Source organism: Paenibacillus sp. cl130 (genome assembly GCF_900116035.1).
Classification (GTDB): domain Bacteria; phylum Bacillota; class Bacilli; order Paenibacillales; family Paenibacillaceae; genus Paenibacillus; species Paenibacillus polymyxa_B.
Window position 1 is genome coordinate 472974 of sequence record NZ_FOYG01000001.1, and the last position, 18566, is coordinate 491539.

Consider the following 18566-nt stretch of genomic DNA (forward strand, 5'->3'; position numbering starts at 1 on the left):
ATATATAGATATAAAATAGAGAATGTACTCTAAATATAGTGTAAAAAACGTATTTATGCCCGATATCTTGAAGATACAGGTATGAAAATACATGTAAATATAGAGTCAAAAATTTTAAATGGCACAGCCAGCAAGGGTTTCCAGCTATGATGGATCTCGGGCAATGCCGTTTTCTTTTTTCGTTAATTGTTTAAGGAGGTTGCATACCATGCTGATTGCATATGATTCCAAGACCGGCAATGTAAAAAGATTTATAAACAAGCTCAAGCTTCCAGCGGTTCAGATCGAGGAGCAAATGACTATAGAAGAACCTTACGTACTTATTACATATACAACCGGGTTTGGGCAGATACCTGAGAGGGTATCTTCCTTTTTGAAAAAAAATGCACAAAACCTTGTTGGTGTAGCTGCAAGCGGCAATCGTAACTGGGGTGAGAAATTTGCCAAAAGTGCGGATTTGATTGCCGACCACTATAATGTCCCCGTAATTAGTAAATTTGAATTATCTGGAACGTTCGGAGATGTAGAGCGTTTTAAACAGGAGGTGAGCCGAGTTGCGGCATATTGAATTGAACAACATGTTGATGAAACGCGATACAGACGGCTTTTTCCAATTGGAAAAGGACCAAGAGGCTGTAGCAGAATTTATGAAGGAAGTTCAGGAACGGAGTTTGAAGTTTGCTGACACAGCCGCTCAAGTGCTGTATATGATTGAGAATGATTATTACGAAAATTTCTATAACAGCTACACGGCTGACGAAATTAATGATATTTTCCATATCACTCATAGCTATAATTTTAAATTCCCTTCCTATATGGCAGCATCCAAGTTTTATACCGACTATGCAATGAAGAGTAACGACCGTAAAGTCTATCTGGAACATTACCCTGACCGGGTTGCTGCTGTCGCGCTGCATTTAGGACGCGGTAACGCCGATACGGCACGCCTGTTGTCCCGCTCGATGATGGAGCAACGTCTCCAGCCAGCGACACCAACCTTCCTGAATGCAGGCAAAAGCCGCCGTGGGGAATTGGTTTCCTGCTTCCTGCTCGAAATGGACGACTCCCTGAACTCAATCAACTATGTGCTGAACACCTGCATGCAGTTGTCCAAAATCGGGGGCGGTGTTGCGGTCAACCTGTCGAAACTGCGGGCACGCGGTGAAGCAATTAAGGGTGTAGAAGGCGCAGCAAAAGGCATAATGCCTGTGCTGAAGCTGATGGAAGACGGCTTCTCCTACGCAGATCAAATGGGACAACGTAAAGGTTCTGGCGCAGCCTATTACAACATTTTCGGATGGGACGTGCTTGAGTTCCTGGATAGCAAAAAAATCAATGCTGACGAAAGAGTACGTCTCAAGACACTTTCTATTGGATTACTGGTGCCAAACCGCTTTTACAAGCTGGCTCAAGATAATGAACCGCTGCATGTATTTGCTCCTTACAGTGTGTTCAAAGCCTATGGAACGCATCTGGACGACATGGATTTGGATGAAATGTACGACACGCTGCTTGCTGACGATCGGGTGAAGAAAAAAATAGCGATGAGCGCACGTGACATGCTGACGAAAATTGCCATGATTCAGTTGGAGTCTGGTTATCCATATATCATGAACAAAAGTAACGCGAACCAGGCACATGCTCTTAAAAACGTGGGTCAAGTCAAGATGTCGAACCTATGCACGGAAATCTTCCAGTTGCAGGAAACTTCCGAAATTACAGATTACGGACAACAGGATACTATCCGCCGGGACGTGAGCTGTAATCTGGCTTCTCTGAACATTGTAAATGTGATGGAACATGGTAAAATTCGCGAATCTGTTCATGAGGGTATGATCGCGCTCACTTCAGTCAGCGATATGACCCAAGTAGCTAATGCACCAGGTGTTGCGAAAGCGAACCGTGAAATGCACTCCGTCGGTCTGGGTGTTATGAATCTGCACGGCTACTTTGCCAAAAACAAAATTGCGTATGAAAGCAATGAAGCAAAAGACTTTGTCCGTACCTTCTTCATGACGATGAACTATCATTCCATCGAAAAGAGTATGGAAATCGCGAAAGCAGCTGGACAAAGCTTTTATGGATTTGAGGAATCGGATTATGCGACAGGCGTATATTTTGACCGATACCTGAACACAGATTATCGTCCGACAACTGCACGTGTGCAAGAACTGTTCAAAGGCATCTATGTTCCGACTTCAGCGGACTGGGACAAATTAAAAGCAAATGTGATGAAAAATGGCCTGTACCACGCCTATCGTATGGCAATTGCGCCGACTGCTAGCATTTCGTACATTCAAAATGCAACATCCAGCGTCATGCCGATTGTTGAGCAGATTGAAACCCGTACCTATGCCAATTCGACGACCTACTATCCAATGCCTTATTTGCAAAAGGATAACGTGTTCTTCTATAAATCCGCTTATCAAATGGATCAGTTCAAAGTGCTTGATCTGATTGCAGAAATCCAGCCGCACGTGGACCAAGGGATTTCGACCGTGCTTCATGTGAATAGTGACGTGACTACGCGTCAGTTAGCACGTTGCTATCTGTACGCCGCACACAAAGGACTTAAATCGTTATACTACACACGCACCAAAAAGCTGTCTGTGGAAGAGTGCCTCACCTGCTCCATCTAAAACATAAATGGTAACAAACTGTAGTATAAAAATTAGATTTTGAATAGATATGGATGCTTTGCATTAGAAGCTGTATCCAGCGTGTGGTTCAGACCTTTTACGGGACTGGACAAGACCCTCGCGGATACAGCTTCCGTATGTCAAGCATACGATGATTCGCCTGCACTATTTCAATATGTGTTTCCAGGGAATCTCGCAAGCTGAAGGGAGAATGCTAACAATGACAGGTATACAAGCTGTAAACTGGAATCGCTCGGACGATGATTTCACACTGATGTTCTGGAACCAGAACATTATGCAATTTTGGACGGATGATGAAATCCCGTTGTCTGACGATAAAATGTCCTGGGTAACCCTCAGTGATATCGAAAAAGAAGCCTACATGAAGGTGCTGGGCGGATTGACGCTACTGGATACCATTCAAGGCGGCGTGGGTATGCCGCAAATTATGGAGCATGTGGACGGACTGCAACGCAAAGCCGTACTAAGCTTTATGGCGATGATGGAACAAATTCATGCCAAGTCGTACAGTAGCATCTTTACAACGCTAGCTTCCACGGAAGAAATTGACGGTGTGTTCCGCTGGGTGGAAGAAAATCCACATCTCCAAACCAAGGCAGAAACCATTCGTCAGTATTATATGAATATCCACACACCCAAAGACCTGTATCTCGCTATGGCAGCGTCGGTGCTGTTAGAAAGCTATTTATTTTATAGCGGCTTCTTCTACCCTCTTTATTTGGCGGGCCAGGGCAAGCTGACATGCAGTGGAGAAATTATCGATTTGATCCTGCGGGATGAAAGTATTCACGGTGTGTACGTAGGTGTACTGGCACAGGAGATTTATGCAGAATTGGCCGAGGAAGAACAACGTGATCTTTACCAGACGCTGGTAGGCTTGCTCCGCTACTTGCACAATAACGAGGAACAATACACCGAGCAAATTTACACTCCTATTGGACTCGTAGACGATGTGAAAGTCTTTTTGCGCTACAACGCCAACAAGGCCATGATGAACTTGGGCTTTGATCCACTGTTTGAAGAAGAAGAAGTTAATCCCATTGTATTCAACGGTATCAGCACCCACACTAAGCAGCATGATTTCTTTTCTAAAAAAGGAAACGGCTATGTGCGGGCGATGAATGTAGAGCCGCTGACAGATGATGATTTTAATTTTAGCGTATAAGTACAAATACGTGAAATTAATTTAGCAAGGTGATACTATGAAGAGCCATCCGCATGCGGTTGGCTCAGACTGTAAACAAAGTAGATAGTTTACATATTTCAGGATTTTGCAAAATTCGATTCCAGTCGCTCCGAAGTGCAAGATATAGACGAACTATACCATTTCGATCTATATCTTGTTCATTGGAAGTCGCTTATGGGATTTTTGCAAAATCCTCATTTACTTGCGTTCGCTTATATAAAACTGGTATTGCCGCTGCTATAAGGATCATACCCATAAAAGCGGGTGCGGCATGACCAAGTGACACATAGATTTGACCTCCAATGATAGGCCCAATCATTCTTGCTAAAGCCTGAATAGATTGACTACCTCCTTGAATCCTTCCTTGTTCACTAGAATCGACAGACTTGGAGAGCATCCCATTGAATGAAGGCCCAAAGATCGAATCACCAAAACCAAATATAAACATTCCAGCGATAAAAAGAGGATAGAATGAGAACAAAGTAGATAGCGCAATAAGACTGTAGCCTATAATCTCCGAAACCATTCCAAGAATTGCTATCTGTTTATCATTAAGTTTTATCAAAAGCTTTGGCATGATGAAACCTTGTGAAATGATGTCTTGGAAGCCCATAATTGAAAACATAAGTCCGATTAGTGCAGGCTTCCAACCGAAGGTATCCATTGTAAATTGTGAAAAAACGGCCTGTAAAGATCCGTTGGGTATCCAAAGTAAGAACGCCGAGACAAGTAGCCTTTTTAAGCTTTTCATGGAAAGTATGTTTGCAAGCTGTGTAAGTGGATTCAGTCTTACAAAGGTAATCTCTTTCAGTCTATTATTCTTGGCAAGGCTCTCTGGCATAAAAAAGAATCCATAAACAACATTCAATAAAGTTATGATTGCTCCAAAATAAATAGGTACAGAATAACCAAACTTGGCAAGTAATCCGCCTAGAGTTGGGCCAATGACAGTGCCTACACCTACAACCGCACTCACCCATCCAAAGTATTTGGTTCTCTGTTCTGGAGGAATGATGTCTGCAAAATATGCGAAGATCGTGCTTATGCTCCCACCTGTTATCCCCTCTATTATGCGTCCCGCAAATAGTACCCATAGAGCTCCTCCTATGCCAAAAACCAAGTACCCGATTGCGGAACCCAAAAGGCATACTAAGAGCAATGTACGACGGCCATATTTGTCACTCAGAGCTCCAAGTACGGGGGCCGCAAAAAACACGCAGAAGGCATAAACAGAGGTCAGCAGCGTGACAACGATAGCTTGTTGTCCCGGATTGCTTATATAAGGCTGTACTAAGAATGGGACGACAGGTGCTATGATACTGAAGCCTATTCCGCAAAGAAACACAGAGATAAGACCGAATATTAAAGCGTGTTTATCTACGGTTTGTTCTGTGTTCTGTTCATGGTGTGATCTAAATTTGAACATTAAATTCTCCCCTCAAAAATTGTTATTTCGCTTCCTCGGAAGCAAAAATATCGTATCACAGTTTTGCTTCCTCGGCAACAAAACAGTAGCAAAAAAAATGCAGCCCGTTCTCAATAGAACCCAGCTGCCTGTGGTTTGATTTTCATTATTCAAATTTATTCCGACTTAATATCTACACCCTGTTTCTTTATTTCTGCATCCAAATGCCTACTATACTTTTCCAGGAAGCTAATCATACTGTCAAATTGCTCCTCAGTTACCTGCTCAAATACAGCTTTATCCCGCTCTTGAAACTCTTTGTGCAGTTCCTCATGGATTTTATAGATTACTTTCCCTTGCTCCGTAAGCCTAAAATAGATTTCTTTCTTGTTATCCGGCTTCTGGTAGCTTTCGATAATGCCTCTTTTTATGAGCTTCTTAGTTATTTTACTTATGGCACCGCTAGTCATATAAAGGGACTCCGCAAGTTTTGTCACGTTGGAATCTACATTTCTTTCAATGTATTCGATGCAATGTACTTCAGAAGACTTATAACCCTTAAGACTGTCTTCCATCTTATCCTTATTAAGCCAAACCATCTTGTTATATAAGTCCCTGAAGCCCATTATGACCTGTTCTTCTTTGTTCATGGCCTGTCCTCCCACCCGTTGGTGCATTAACAACATAATATAATATATTTTTGTTTCTATTTCAACAATATTAAAATCATTATTTATTCTAGGAATTGAACTATACGTAAAAAAAACGGCCAGATCGCTAAAGTAGCGGAATCGAGCCGTTTTCCATTTCTTAAGACCGAGCCTCTGTGAACATTTGAAAGGTGACACCAAACTTGTCTGTTACATTCCCATAAGCGGGACTAAAATGGGTTTCCTGCAAAGGCATTCCCACCTGTCCTCCTTGCTGTAGAGCATCAAACATTTTTTGAGCTTGCTCCACACTATCGGTTGTAATACAGATACTCACCTGATTCCCGCTGCTAAACGGTGATCCGGGAAAGGTATCAGAAAACATGAGCTCTGTCTCACCCACTTTAAGGGTAGCATGTCCCACACGTTCCTTGACCTCTGCGGGAATGGGAAAATCGGGGTTTTCCGGCATTTCCCCAAAGGTTTGAATAAAAAGCAGTTGAGCATCCAATGCCTCTTCATAAAATTCGATTGCTTCTTTTGCATTTCCATTCATCGTGATGTAAGGAATCAAACGTTTGGACATCTTCAACACAGCTCCTTTAATTCGAGGTGATTACCCAGCCATTTCTCCTGTATTATATACAAAACTTGTCAAGAAAAACAAATCTGTATTCTTAGCTTTCATGCACCTGAACGCCAAGCTGCTTTAGCTCCTTTATCGCTTCCGTAACGTTACGCTGTGGATGAAGCGCAGAGATCATCTGTGCAGTGACCGGAACGCCGTTGAAAATCTGGCTTACCACCCCTAGAGAAATCGGCAACTCATAGTAACTTTCAGCCCAATCCTGATATTCCTCCGGTGTAACTATAATTTTCCCCAGCAAAAAGGATGAGCCATCGTCATACGCCTCGGGAATGTTCGCATTGCCCATACGCCACTCCTTATCTTCCGCTTCCCTCCACATACAAAAGGTAACGTCCTCCTTCTCCAGCGCTTCGTCTTCCAAGAGCTCCATCATATCATCAGGCACACCGTCGTACATGCCCGGCCAGACCTCATATTCGTCTCTCGCATGAGGACTTACAGGGGATTCGTGGTCAAAACCCTTCAACAGCACACCTCCACGCGTCCATAGCATATGAATCGTATCTCCAGCGCCGTTGTTCACCTCACCCAGGCATACATCACCAGACCATTCAGATTGCATACGATACGTGCGTAACCAATCTTCTGGGGACAATATAATGTCCAGCGCTGACAGCAGCATCATTCTGTCTTTTAAACCATTCGGCGTTACCTGTGCATCAAGCATCATATTCTTCATCATTCCTCCACCTTGTCCATGCGTACTAAGAATTCATCTGTCCCTGCCTATATCTTTCAAGCTTCGCCCGCTCAATCACCTTCCGAATGAATGGTCCTTTGGCTTCGGAATACGCTGCACGGTCATATTTGAATTGGTACGCCAAATCTTTTTTTAAAGTATCATACGCTCGCAGGCTATCAGGATGCGCTTTTAAGTAATCTCTGAACAATAGATGGTTTTCCCAATGCTCACCTTTATACTTGTAAATATGCAAGTGATGAGTCCCAGCTCCCCATTCTCCACGGCGAAAGAAAGCTCTCTCTGGAAAATCAGGCTTATGTACATATTCATATTGAAACCCTTGTAGACGCTCTCGATGTTCGGATTGAAGACTTGCCAACTCTTCTACTCCAACCATAATATCAATAATAGGCTTGGCTCCCAGATTAGGAACGGACGTACTACCGATATGCTCTATGCCGACACATACATCTTTGAGAGCCTCTACAATTTTCCTTTGCTCTCGCATATACTCTTCAGCCCACTGCGGGTCATACCCGGATATTTCCACCTGCGAGGACATACATGAACACACCTCCACTAGCTTTCTAAAAAATGCCTTCCAATCGTGCTTGGCACAAATCAGAAGGCATTCTCTTGTTCAAATTAAAAATCATTCAGCAATTCCAGCCCTATTATTCGGCTTCTCAATCACGATCAGACAGGTACTGTCTGGCAAAGGAACCCGCTGGCCCTGCTCATCCATGAACTCAACACGGCTGGACAGCGCCTCGGCATAGCCCTCCTGTAAATAATGGCGGCTCACCCGGATAATCGCTTGTGATCCAAGTGTGTTATGGATACACTCTTCATACTGTGACGGGGTAAAATAACCAAACTGCTCCTGCACTTCATGCACATAGGCTTCCGCCCCCCATGTATAGGTATATAGAAATTCCATCGCATCGTTCACTGGCAAAACAGCCTCATGCTCACCCACACGCTCTATTTCAATGTGGCGGCCTGCAAAATCTTGCGCATACCGCATCAGCCATTCCATTCCGTCCGGCTCCAAGAATCGAATTCGTCTGCGCTGCTCTACTGGTTCGGTCATAATACCGTCACGAATGATGATACGCCCGCCGGGTGCAAGCACACGATAGGCACTCTGCAAAGCAGCCTCCACCGTTTGTGGATTGAACCGAATTCCATCTCGTTCGATGTAGGAATAGAGCTCGTGAAGAATCGAAGAGAAGATGACCGTGTCCATGCTCCCCGTTTCCACATATTCCTCCAACCGAAGCGCATCTCCTTTGATGACATCCCAACGATGGCGCTCCAATTGCTTTTTACGTTTAAGTGCCTCAATGACATTCACAGAAATATCAAGACCTAATGGCTTCGCATCTGGTCTTTCCTGTTCGATCAGATCCAGCAGCACGCCCCCGCCGGGTCCAATATCCAGTATGCGGGTTCCCGTCACGTAATCCAAAATGACCCTTTTGTAATCTACGGTCTGGTTCATATCTGTAAGATACGTTTCCTCATTGTGAAAGCGATCATAAGCATCACGCCGTAATCCGAACAGATCGAACAGCAGCAGGACTGCTTTGTCATACAGAGGCGTTTTTTCTGCTTCAATACAAAAATCGATTAGTTTCTCAGCCGCAGATGAAAATACAAAATTAAAAAATACAGTACTCGGCAGCTCCTCTTTATGCTCCACGATCACACTCAAATGAGGATTATGCTTCCGTTTCCCTTTTGAGATGTCCTGCCAGGACAGTGCACTTAAATATTTTTCTATCATTCGTTTTTTATATACGTTAATTTTCTTGACACCACGATAGTCATAATACATCGTATTCATAAGCGATTCGAAGCTGATATGGCGAACGGTCGCAGGCTGTTCCTGCCCCGTCCCATCCCTTAATGTGAGTAAGAATACCTTTACCAGTTCTTGAAGTGAAAAATCCTGCAAAGCTGATTCTACATACCAAAGTGTCCGATTCTCCAACGGAGCCAGCGCCTTCTCTACATTCAACTCCTGCTCTAGTTCTGTGTAAGCCTGCTCGAACGGCTCTCCTTCATGAATCGAAACCGACCGTAATCTCTCCAGTCGCTCCTTTACACTCCAGACTACAGGAGCGTTATCCCATGCAATCCAGCCGATCAGCTGCTCTACTTCACTGCGTACTTGGTCCCATAATGCAGGTTCTACCCCGGCGATAATACACTCGTTCAGGGCCCGTAAAACAAGCTCCAGTTCCTCAGAGCTCAGCCAGCCCTTACGAGTAATTTCAAGCAGCAGTCGATTTTCCGCAAAAGGAATTTCTCCCCGTATATATTGCCCGATCAATCCATGCGTCTCAATCAGAATTCGGGTCATGCTATTGCGCGGGTACGCAGGGGACTCCGCTTGGGCCTGTCTGACATACAGTTGGGAGGAGCCGATGTTATGTACAAATAAATTAATGCCCTCATGCTGCCAGCGTAGCCGTTCGCGGACTGTACCTCCTTTGGCTGTCTCAGACCACACCAATACATCCTCCAGCAGCTCTTTAACCCAGAATGACAATGGAAGTCCGTCCAAAATAAGCAACGTACGCTCCACGTAATCCAGTACAGGATTGGCATCCTTTAACTCACCTATAGATCGAATGCGTTCCAAATTTACAATACGCTCCTCAGCCGAAACAAGCAGCTTTAACCAAGTCGGTGTATCCCAGGCCAGATCATTTTCTTTCCTGTAATTAGCAATGGCTTTTAACGATTGCAGCATTTTTCTCACCTCGTGTGATTCGGATTCGGTATGCACAGGAGACTTTGGATAGGACATTTGGATAAAACCTTGTATATATTACACTTTACCATACATTTGTAGCTTCCATCTCGTGGAAAATATTAAACATTTGTATCAATCAACCGCTTGACATACTTGCCAAACGCATACATAACCCCCAAATGTACTTTGGCCTGTGTATATTTATAAATAAACCAAGGCAGCGATGGCACATAATCATGAATGGCTACGACACAAATATTTGTACCGGGAATTTGCAGGAACTCAAGCCTGCCGCGATGGTCTTCCTTTACAGTGGCAAAAGTACCTCCTGTGATTCGATAGAGTGCAAACTCAGAGGTGCTCTGCGCACGGTCATAAATCATTTCTAACAACGGCTTTCGACTACCCAAGAGATACAACTGATAGGTATCCGGGCCCCGTGTCTCGACACGCACCCAAGGTTTTGCAAAGACCGGAAGCCAGGCCAAATAGCGTTCCCCGGCCCATGTTGCATCCTTACCAGGCGGGAGTTTGATCCGTTGCACCGAGCGTACATCAGATTTTAATGATCGAATTGCTGACTTTAACGGCTTTTTGGACTTGCTATGGGAATTCTTCTTATGCCGATATTCTTCTTCCTGCTCGAGTGAGGTTCGAGCTGCTTTGTCAAAGGAAATCTTCCCATCGCTGATGCCTTGAACCTTATGTTTCCGTTGCGCCACCATCGGATGAGCCAAGCTTTCAATCAGCGGATAAGCCATCTCTTTGGAGGCTCCAGTCACTAGGGTAACCCAAAGGCGGGACAGTTTGATCGTCAGCAACGGCACATTAAAAAAGCGACGCTTTTTATCCATTATTTCCGCTGTTCTTTGCATCATTTCTCTATATGTCATAACCTCCGGCCCGCCTACGTCTATAATTTGTTCATCAAGAGTACGGTTGCCGATGCTCCGATCCAGCGCATTCAAAATATCCTCCAATGCAATCGGGTGGGTCTTGGTTCGGGTCCAACGAGGCAGAATCATGACTGGTAATCTGCGAACGAGCTTGACCAAAATTGGAAACGATGAACCCTGTGGGCCGACGATCAAGCCTGCACGAATTGTGGTTACAGGTACTCCAAAAGACTTCAATACACGCTCAACCTCCAGACGGCTGCGTAAATGTCGGGATAGTTCATCCTCACTTGTATGCTCGGGAAGGATACCGCTCAAGTATACAATCTGCTTCACCCCGTTATTACGCGCTGCCCGGGCAAAATGCTCTGCCAAAATCACATCCATATCCTCAAATGTTCCTTGTGTCAGCTTCGCTGAGGGCAGCATGGAATGAATGAGATATACGGCATAATCCGCTCCATGTAATCCTTGATTTGCATCCTCCATGGAAAAAAAATCACACGAGCGCCATTCCACGTGCTCTGTATTTTTACGCTGATCTCCACTGCGGGATAAGGCAATGACATCTGCATGCTCAGTCAGCCTCTGCAGCAGATTATGCCCGATATAACCACTGGCGCCTGTCAGTGCAATTCGGGATCTGCCTTTTGGATACAATGCTCCAAGCTCCCGCTCTACTTGTCTTATCTCAGGTTCCGGTCGATACTGCTCATCTACACGCCTTTGTCTGTCATTACGTTGCTGCTCATTCACTACACACCGCTCCCCACTCGTTATCACGCTCTGTGTTTCACATACCCTGATTTACAGTGCCCGTAACAAGCCTCATGACAAGACATGGAAACGTAAACTAGACAGTGCCACCCCAGACAAAACAAATGACCGTAACCTCCATATAAGGAGTTACGGTCAGTCTGTTTACTTCCATATATAGTTTAACGGGACGACTCCCACTACCTCCATCTTCCGAACTTATCATTCTGCACTTCGTTAACCTGTCCAAAAAATACCTGCTGGATCTATTTCTACCTGTTCGAGCTGTTCTTCAAAGCACGGATTAGGTGCAATCTCTTTTACGCGCTGCCAGCTTTCAGCCTCTTGCCGGGCATATACATGCCAATGATTTTCCTCCCAGCGAAATTGGACAATGTCCGTGCGATCCCACGACTCAGTTTCATTAGAAGGCCTTTCCTCCGTCAAGATCAAACAGTTATCCTCTATTTGATAAATGAGCCGCACGTCAGAACGCACGTAGCCTGGCACCTTTAGCGCAATATAGCCATTCAGCAGGTATTCAACCTTTTTAACGGTAAACGGATCAATCCGCTTGTTCACGAGATTTCCACCCCTTGATCAATTCGTAAATATTACGATTTAAATATAGCAGAAATCGAAGTTTTTGAAAAGAGTCCTCCTTGCCGTCCCAAAAGCAAAAAGATATCCTCCAGCCTGAAGGCTCAGAAGATATCTTATTACTCTTGTTATACGCATCCAAATCATAATTCCCTATGATTTCTAGAAAGTTACAGTGCCACTGTGTAACACGTCAACCATCTATAATAGATTTCGATTATTTATCAACGGAAACGCCATCTGGTACTGGAATACCAAAATCAGGTGTTCCATCTTCCTTCCAGTTGAACGGCTGAACACGTGTATGACGATTCGGATCATACAGCGGGTCTCCAGTAATTTCCTTGTAGTTTCGGGCGTGATATACGATTACATCGCTACCGTCAGCAGCAACCGTAAAACTGTTATGACCTGGCCCGAATTGTCCTGTTTCCTCATTGGTGCAGAATACCGGCTCAGGTGATTTCGTCCATGATTTCGGATCAAGTAAATCCGCATTCTCATCTGCTGTCAACAGGCCCATGCAATAATTGTGGTCTGTGGCGCTAGCTGAATAACTGATAAAGATCCGCCCGTTCCGTTTCAGAACCGCTGCTCCTTCATTCACCTTAAAACCGATGATTTCCCAATCATATTCAGGAGTAGAGATCATGATCTGCTCACCGCGCAGCGTCCACGGATTGCTCATTTCAGAAATATACAGATTGGAATTACCGACGATGTCCGGGTCCTTCTGAGCCCACACATAATACAGAACTCCATTATGCTGGAAGGTTGTCGCATCAAGGGCGAACGTCTCCCAACGGGTTTTGATCTGTCCTTTTTCCACCCATTCCCCTTCCAGAGGATTAGCTGAATCATTTTCCAGCACGAACATCCGATGGTCGAACAGGCCTTCCTTCGTCTCCGTTGTACGAGCTGCTGCAAAATAAATGTACCACTTGTCGTTAATATAATGAATTTCCGGTGCCCAAATGTTCGCACTTAACGGGCCCGTTTCATATTTGTGCCACACTGCGACAGGCTCTGCTGTACTCAAGCCTTGAATAGTACTTGCTCGTCGAACCTCAATGCGGTCATACTCTGGCACAGATCCGGTGAAATAATAGTATCCGTCACTATGCTTGTAAATCCAAGGGTCTGCCCGTTGCTCAATGACCGGATTATTAAAGGGTACAGATTGATTCATGGTTTTTCTCTCCTCTATGTGTAGTATGTAGTTCATACAATTAATCGCTGATACGTTTTCCCCAGATGGAAATTCCCTTTTCATTCATACCTGTGAAAATTAGAGTATGGCGACCGAGCTCCCAGTCCCATGAAGGAAGCAATAACAGTTCTTCCTTTGTTCCTTCGGATGTATTGCTCCAATCCATTGTTAGAGTACGCTTGCCATCAAAGCTCCAGTGACCTTCAAGAGAACCACTGGTTGCCCGCCCTCCATCTTCAAGACGGAGCGGTTCAGCTTCCACCTGACCATCTACTTCCTGCCTTATCACGATGCGCTCCCAGTTGCCGGATAATAGCCTTTTGGGTATATCCTGCTCCTTTTCCCCCGCATAGCGCTCCGGAGAGACGACCGGCCAGCCCTCTGCCGTCCATAATATTTTGCGTACATGCAGGTACGGCCAGCTCTTGTCCGTTTCTCCCCGCGCATGATGTACAATATAATAATCCGCACCGTCCTTCAGGACAGAATTGTGACCTGGCGCAACCCAGCCTTCTCCTTCGCTGAACCGATAACCGCCCAATACCTTGTTTCCAATCTCGTATTGAGGCAAATAGCTGGTATCTGCCATGTCATGTCCATTCATGTCCACATAAGGCCCTGTGATAGAATCTGAGCGAGCAACGCGAACATTGTAGTCCTCGAACAAAGAATCATACGAGACGAACAAGTAGTATTTACGGAACATTGGATTGTACACAATGTAAGGCCCTTCTACAGCACCGTCCTCAGTTGCCCGATCTCTGGCAGCGATATTTTTGCCATAGCCGGACTCTTTAAGCTTTCCAGTCAGGGGATCAAGCGGCGTAATGTAAATACCGCCGAAAAAAGAGCCGTATACCATCCATGGATTTCCCTCTGCATCCAGCACCGGATTGGCATCAATCGCATTCAGCTTGTCATGCTCTCTCGTTTTAACGACCAGCCCTTCATCCTTCCAAGGGCCTTCCGGGGAGCTGGATGTCTGCAATCCGATCGCAGACCGTGTGCTGCCAAAGGTAGAAGCGGAGTAATACATCCGATAGGTATCACCCATCTTGATGATGTCCGGTGCCCACAGATTGGTTGCTGATGACCACGCCTCCGCTTCCTTTGGAATGCCGGGGAGTGCATACTGAACCCAGTTCCAGTGAATCAGATCAGTCGATTTGCGTACCATAACACCAGGTCTCAATTCTCCACCTGTCTTTACATCCGTTGAGTAGACATAATAGCCTTGATCTGTTTTGATAATCGCCGGGTCATGTGCATTGTTAATGGTCCAGCGCTGTTCATCGTTAATCGTACTTTGATCATACAAGTGATCGGGAGGCGGAGCCTGCGGATACACAGGGTCCGGAGTGTTATCCCCACAGCCGGATAGACCCAGCATGAGCAGCATAACCATAACTGTTATTCTCCTCCTTCCTTTACCCATTACATATTGTGACTGCCTTACATCATTCATCCATACCCTCCAAGTGTCAATTAGCCTTTGACACCCGAAATGGCAACCGATTCAATAATTTGTTTCTGGAAGATCAAGAATATAATCAGTACAGGTAACAAGGCTATAATTGATGCTGCCATGATAAGCGGATAGTCCGTCTGAATGGCGTAAGTCGCATTAAAATTCGCGATAACCAGCTGCAGTGTCTGCGTTTCTGGTGAGTTCAAGTAAATAATCGGTGCCAAATAATCGTTCCAAATCCCCATGAACCATAAAATAAGTTGTGCCGCAACTGCTGGCTTAATGAGCGGGAACGTAATCGACGAGTAGAGTCGGAAATAAGAACTTCCGTCAATTTTAGCAGCTTCGATAATGGCATCTGGTACACTAAGCAAGTACTGCCGCAGGAAAAAGATCATAACTACATTTCCGAACAAACCTGGAACAATCAGAGGCAAAAGTGTATCGACCCAGCCAAGTTTGGAAAACATCATAAACTGTGGAATCATAACCGTTGGGTATGGAATCATCATAGATGCGATGAGTGCCAGAAACAGTTTATTTTTATGAGGGAATCTCAGCTTTGCAAATGCAAAAGCGGCTACACTGGATGTAAAGGTACCTATAACGGTAACACTTACAGCCACAATCACACTGTTCTTGATCCCGCTTAACAAAGGTCCTGCTTCCCAAATTTCCTTATACTTACCAAACTGGAATACCTCTGGTATCCATACTGGTGGAAGAGCAAAGACATCCTGCTTTTCTTTCACCGAAGTGGACAGCATCCAAAGCAGCGGCGCGATCATCACAATCGCTCCAATCGCTAGTACAATAAAGATAATGGTATTGGTAACTTTCGTTTTTTGACTATGGGACATAATCAGACTCACTCCTTTCCGCGAAAATCAATCCCCATCAAAGGACGATTTTTCATTCATTTTGAATTGAATCAAAGTTACGATAAAAATGAAGATGCCGAGAATCATAGCCATCGCGGAGGCATATCCCATTTGCAGGTTTTTAAATGCCTTATCCCAAATATAAAAGACGATTGAGGCGGACGAGTATTCCGGACCCCCTGTAGGTGTCATAATGTTCATTTCAGTAAAGATTTGCGAACCACCAATGATATTAGTTACGACCAGGAAGAAGGTTACTGGTTTCACCATTGGCCATGTAATATTGCGGAACATCTGGAATCCGCTCGCTCCATCTAGCTCTGCTGCTTCATAATAAGAGCGAGACACGCTTTGCAGGGCTGCCAAATATAGCAGCATCGTATATCCGAGACCCTTCCAGACGGTCATGAGAATCAAGGCCGGTTTGACCGTATCCTTATCCATCAGCCAGTTAGGACCCTTAATACCGAATATTTCGAGGAATTGGTTCACCAAACCATAGTCTCCGTTGTATGCCCAGTTCCACATAATAGAAACGGCAGCCAACGAAGAAATAACCGGGATATAGTAAATCACACGAAATGTTGTCGTACCTGGAATCTTGCGATTCAAACCTAGTGCCAGCAGTAAAGCTAGTACAAGACCGATTGGAATACCCAGCATTAAGAAAAGAGTATTGTACATCGATTTATAAAAGAGCTCATCGCTAAATAAATCTTTAAAATTGTCGAAACCAATAAAATTCATTTGTCCCAATCCGTCCCAGTCTGTAAAAGAGCCGTATAACGAATAGACAAACGGGAATAACGTAAAGATTAGCAGACCGAGAATAGGTGGAAGAATAAATAAGTATCCATATATCTTCTCTTTGCGGTAGAGATTAGATTTGGTTATCACAGGGCTCACCTCTGTTTCTAATTTGGAATGAAGATGATGTTAGCAGCATGATATTTAGCCACTAACATCATCCTTTTTTCCTCTATTTACGCATTATTTCTGTGATTTTTTCTCTTGCTCCACCGCTTTATCCAGCAGTTTCTGCATTTTCGGTTGTTCTTGCTTCAGATAATCTGCCGCCGTAATTTTGCCGTCCAGTACAGGCTGAATATCTGTGAAGAAAATATCATACCATTCTGCATTATACGTATAGTTGCCTGGTAATGAGCGTCCATAGTCATTTACGATATCAATAAATTCCTGTTTATTGTTAGGCTTGGTTTTCGTATCTTTGGACCATTCATCAGCCATGTCCAGCAGATTCGGAATTTGTACCTTGGCATCTACCAGCTGCTTCATTCCTTCTTTGGAAGTGGTCAGGTAATTAACCAGTTCTACAGCTTCATCTGGATATTTTGTTTTAGAGGAAACACCGATACCCAGGGAACCAATCCATGTTGCCGATTTTCCAGTCGATCCGGCTGGGAACGGCAGCAAATCATATTCGAATGGCAGTTTTTCAAATGTACTCATATCCCAAGGACCTACCGGGAAGAATGCCATTTCGCCCTTCATCCAACGTTGGTATGTGTCCAATGTTTGCGATTGTTCAATACCAGGTGTGATTTTATATTTGTTTTGCATGTCAGCAAAGTACTGAAGCGCTTCCGCAAATTTCGGATCATCAACCGTTACTTTGGTTTTGCTCTCATCCAGCCAATCCGCCCCATTGCTCCATACAAAGGCTTGTAATGCCCACTGAACGTTAAAGCCTGTACCGTACTGATCTGGCTTGCCGTCACCATTCGTATCTTTGGTTAACTCTTGGTTGACCTTGATGAACTCATCCCATGTATACGGTTTGTCTTTATCAGGCAAAGGCACGCCCGCTTTTTCGAACATCGTTTTGTTGTAGCCAAGTGCGAATGGACCCAAGTCCTTCGGCATACCGTAAATATCTCCTTGACCGGCCATTTTACCGTCATAGCGATATAAATCCACACCGTATTTCCAAATGTTATCTAGGTTTATATCCTTATTCTTCTCAATGTAAGGGGTGAGGTTCTTCAGTACACCACTGTTTACATAAGCTTTCACATCTCCAGGGTTAAAATAAAAAACATCTGGAAGATTATTTCCTGTGATCGCAGCTCTAAGCTTTGTAGCATATTGGTCCGCTGCTGTCACGACCATTTTAACCTTTACGCCAGGATGTTCCGCTTCAAATTTCTTAATTACTTCCTTATAAGCCTTTTGCTCATCTGTTCCACCACGGAACATGAATGTCAGTTCCTTGCTTCCATCACTACTGGAACTTCCCCCGCCACAACCAGTCAATGCAGCCATCATTAACAACAGAACAACCATTGCTATTGCAAAACCTTTTTTCTTTATCAACGCGACCCCTCCTAAATTTAAATGAAACCGCATACATTTGGTGTTAAAATAACTTCATACCACTCGGCCTAATCTTTAACTGTGCGGTACACAACCCGTTGTTGATTGACGCTGTGATTATCATCCCTCTCATGTACCATATAATTAACATTTTACTTTATCAATAATGAATTCGTTTACAAACAAAATATAGCATGCCCTTCCTCAGTTCGTCAATGTATTTTTCAATCTTTTTAAATAATTATAAAACATAGATTAGAGTAATATGAAAAGCAAAATTAAATCGTATTTAAGTTAATTTTTGTCTAAAAAACTAGAAATAAAACTTAAATACGATTCATTTATGAAATAATCTCTAATTTGGAGTCTAATTCACTCCCCTCTTTATTTAGTAAAAAAAATTTACAAAAAAGCAGTTTACTTCT

Annotated in this window: 16 protein-coding genes; 3 read left to right on the forward strand and 13 right to left on the reverse strand. The window is 44.1% G+C overall.

The annotated features are described in order from the left end of the window. Window positions 1-208: 208 nt before the first annotated feature. The 3 genes from nrdI to nrdF all read left to right on the forward strand — a co-directional run bounded on the left by nrdI (window position 209) and on the right by nrdF (window position 3825). Window positions 209-568: a class Ib ribonucleoside-diphosphate reductase assembly flavoprotein NrdI gene (gene nrdI, locus BM358_RS02115; RefSeq protein WP_016819181.1), complete on the forward strand. Its 360-nt coding sequence runs from the start codon at window positions 209-211 to the stop codon at window positions 566-568. Beyond that, window positions 555-2639, forward strand: a complete 2085-nt coding sequence (gene nrdE, locus BM358_RS02120) for a class 1b ribonucleoside-diphosphate reductase subunit alpha (RefSeq protein ID WP_028542788.1) — start codon at window positions 555-557, stop codon at window positions 2637-2639. Before nrdI ends, nrdE begins: the two co-directional genes overlap by 14 nt. A 220-nt stretch (window positions 2640-2859) precedes the next feature. Continuing rightward, window positions 2860-3825 (forward strand): class 1b ribonucleoside-diphosphate reductase subunit beta, encoded by a 966-nt coding sequence (nrdF, locus tag BM358_RS02125; RefSeq protein WP_028542789.1) that lies wholly within the window; start codon window positions 2860-2862, stop codon window positions 3823-3825. A gap of 193 nt (window positions 3826-4018) precedes the next feature. On the opposite strand, the gene BM358_RS02130 is transcribed toward nrdF, so the two are convergent. From BM358_RS02130 to BM358_RS02190, 13 genes are all read right to left on the reverse strand, one after another. After that, window positions 4019-5272, reverse strand: coding sequence for an MFS transporter (locus tag BM358_RS02130; RefSeq protein WP_028542790.1), 1254 nt, complete (start codon window positions 5270-5272; stop codon window positions 4019-4021). 155 nt (window positions 5273-5427) lie between these two features. Beyond that, window positions 5428-5901, reverse strand: a complete 474-nt coding sequence (locus BM358_RS02135) for a MarR family transcriptional regulator (RefSeq protein WP_023988081.1) — start codon at window positions 5899-5901, stop codon at window positions 5428-5430. 160 nt (window positions 5902-6061) lie between these two features. Beyond that, window positions 6062-6487 (reverse strand): VOC family protein, encoded by a 426-nt coding sequence (locus BM358_RS02140; RefSeq protein ID WP_028542791.1) that lies wholly within the window; start codon window positions 6485-6487, stop codon window positions 6062-6064. 91 nt (window positions 6488-6578) lie between these two features. After that, entirely contained in the window at window positions 6579-7229 is a 651-nt protein-coding gene (locus tag BM358_RS02145) for a hypothetical protein (protein ID WP_028542792.1), read from the reverse strand. Between the two features lie 25 nt (window positions 7230-7254). Beyond that, a complete protein-coding gene (locus BM358_RS02150; protein ID WP_028542793.1) occupies window positions 7255-7794 on the reverse strand; it encodes a GrpB family protein in 540 nt (179 codons plus the stop codon). 90 nt (window positions 7795-7884) lie between these two features. Further along, window positions 7885-9993, reverse strand: coding sequence for a class I SAM-dependent methyltransferase (locus BM358_RS02155; protein WP_028542794.1), 2109 nt, complete (start codon window positions 9991-9993; stop codon window positions 7885-7887). A 122-nt stretch (window positions 9994-10115) separates the two neighbouring features. After that, window positions 10116-11648 (reverse strand): NAD(P)H-binding protein, encoded by a 1533-nt coding sequence (locus BM358_RS02160; protein WP_319016732.1) that lies wholly within the window; start codon window positions 11646-11648, stop codon window positions 10116-10118. A 237-nt stretch (window positions 11649-11885) separates the two neighbouring features. Then, window positions 11886-12230, reverse strand: a complete 345-nt coding sequence (locus BM358_RS02165) for a DUF3024 domain-containing protein (protein WP_231517263.1) — start codon at window positions 12228-12230, stop codon at window positions 11886-11888. Between the two features lie 235 nt (window positions 12231-12465). Beyond that, window positions 12466-13437 carry a glycoside hydrolase family 43 protein gene (locus BM358_RS02170; RefSeq protein ID WP_025723509.1) on the reverse strand — a complete coding sequence of 324 codons (972 nt, stop codon included), beginning with the start codon at window positions 13435-13437 and terminating at the stop codon, window positions 12466-12468. 40 nt (window positions 13438-13477) lie between these two features. Next, window positions 13478-14863, reverse strand: coding sequence for an arabinan endo-1,5-alpha-L-arabinosidase (locus tag BM358_RS02175; RefSeq protein WP_023988073.1), 1386 nt, complete (start codon window positions 14861-14863; stop codon window positions 13478-13480). A gap of 80 nt (window positions 14864-14943) precedes the next feature. Then, window positions 14944-15786, reverse strand: a complete 843-nt coding sequence (locus tag BM358_RS02180) for a carbohydrate ABC transporter permease (protein WP_023988072.1) — start codon at window positions 15784-15786, stop codon at window positions 14944-14946. A 27-nt stretch (window positions 15787-15813) separates the two neighbouring features. Next, complete coding sequence (locus BM358_RS02185) at window positions 15814-16704, reverse strand: carbohydrate ABC transporter permease (RefSeq protein WP_023988071.1); 891 nt, start codon at window positions 16702-16704, stop codon at window positions 15814-15816. A 93-nt stretch (window positions 16705-16797) separates the two neighbouring features. Further along, a complete protein-coding gene (locus tag BM358_RS02190) occupies window positions 16798-18141 on the reverse strand; it encodes an ABC transporter substrate-binding protein (protein WP_023988070.1) in 1344 nt (447 codons plus the stop codon). Window positions 18142-18566 lie beyond the last annotated feature (425 nt).

Excerpts from the sequence above, each read along its gene's own strand:
- BM358_RS02150 (WP_028542793.1), bottom strand. The coding sequence starts at position 7,794 with ATGTCCTCGCAGGTGGAAATATCCGGGTATGACCCGCAGTGGGCTGAA.
- BM358_RS02140 (WP_028542791.1), bottom strand. The coding sequence starts at position 6,487 with ATGTCCAAACGTTTGATTCCTTACATCACGATGAATGGAAATGCAAAA.
- BM358_RS02145 (WP_028542792.1), bottom strand. The coding sequence starts at position 7,229 with ATGAAGAATATGATGCTTGATGCACAGGTAACGCCGAATGGTTTAAAA.
- BM358_RS02135 (WP_023988081.1), bottom strand. The coding sequence starts at position 5,901 with ATGAACAAAGAAGAACAGGTCATAATGGGCTTCAGGGACTTATATAAC.
- BM358_RS02130 (WP_028542790.1), bottom strand. The coding sequence starts at position 5,272 with ATGTTCAAATTTAGATCACACCATGAACAGAACACAGAACAAACCGTA.
- nrdF (WP_028542789.1), top strand. The coding sequence starts at position 2,860 with ATGACAGGTATACAAGCTGTAAACTGGAATCGCTCGGACGATGATTTC.
- BM358_RS02180 (WP_023988072.1), bottom strand. The coding sequence starts at position 15,786 with ATGTCCCATAGTCAAAAAACGAAAGTTACCAATACCATTATCTTTATT.
- nrdI (WP_016819181.1), top strand. The coding sequence starts at position 209 with ATGCTGATTGCATATGATTCCAAGACCGGCAATGTAAAAAGATTTATA.
- BM358_RS02170 (WP_025723509.1), bottom strand. The coding sequence starts at position 13,437 with ATGAATCAATCTGTACCCTTTAATAATCCGGTCATTGAGCAACGGGCA.
- BM358_RS02175 (WP_023988073.1), bottom strand. The coding sequence starts at position 14,863 with ATGGTTATGCTGCTCATGCTGGGTCTATCCGGCTGTGGGGATAACACT.
- BM358_RS02155 (WP_028542794.1), bottom strand. The coding sequence starts at position 9,993 with ATGCTGCAATCGTTAAAAGCCATTGCTAATTACAGGAAAGAAAATGAT.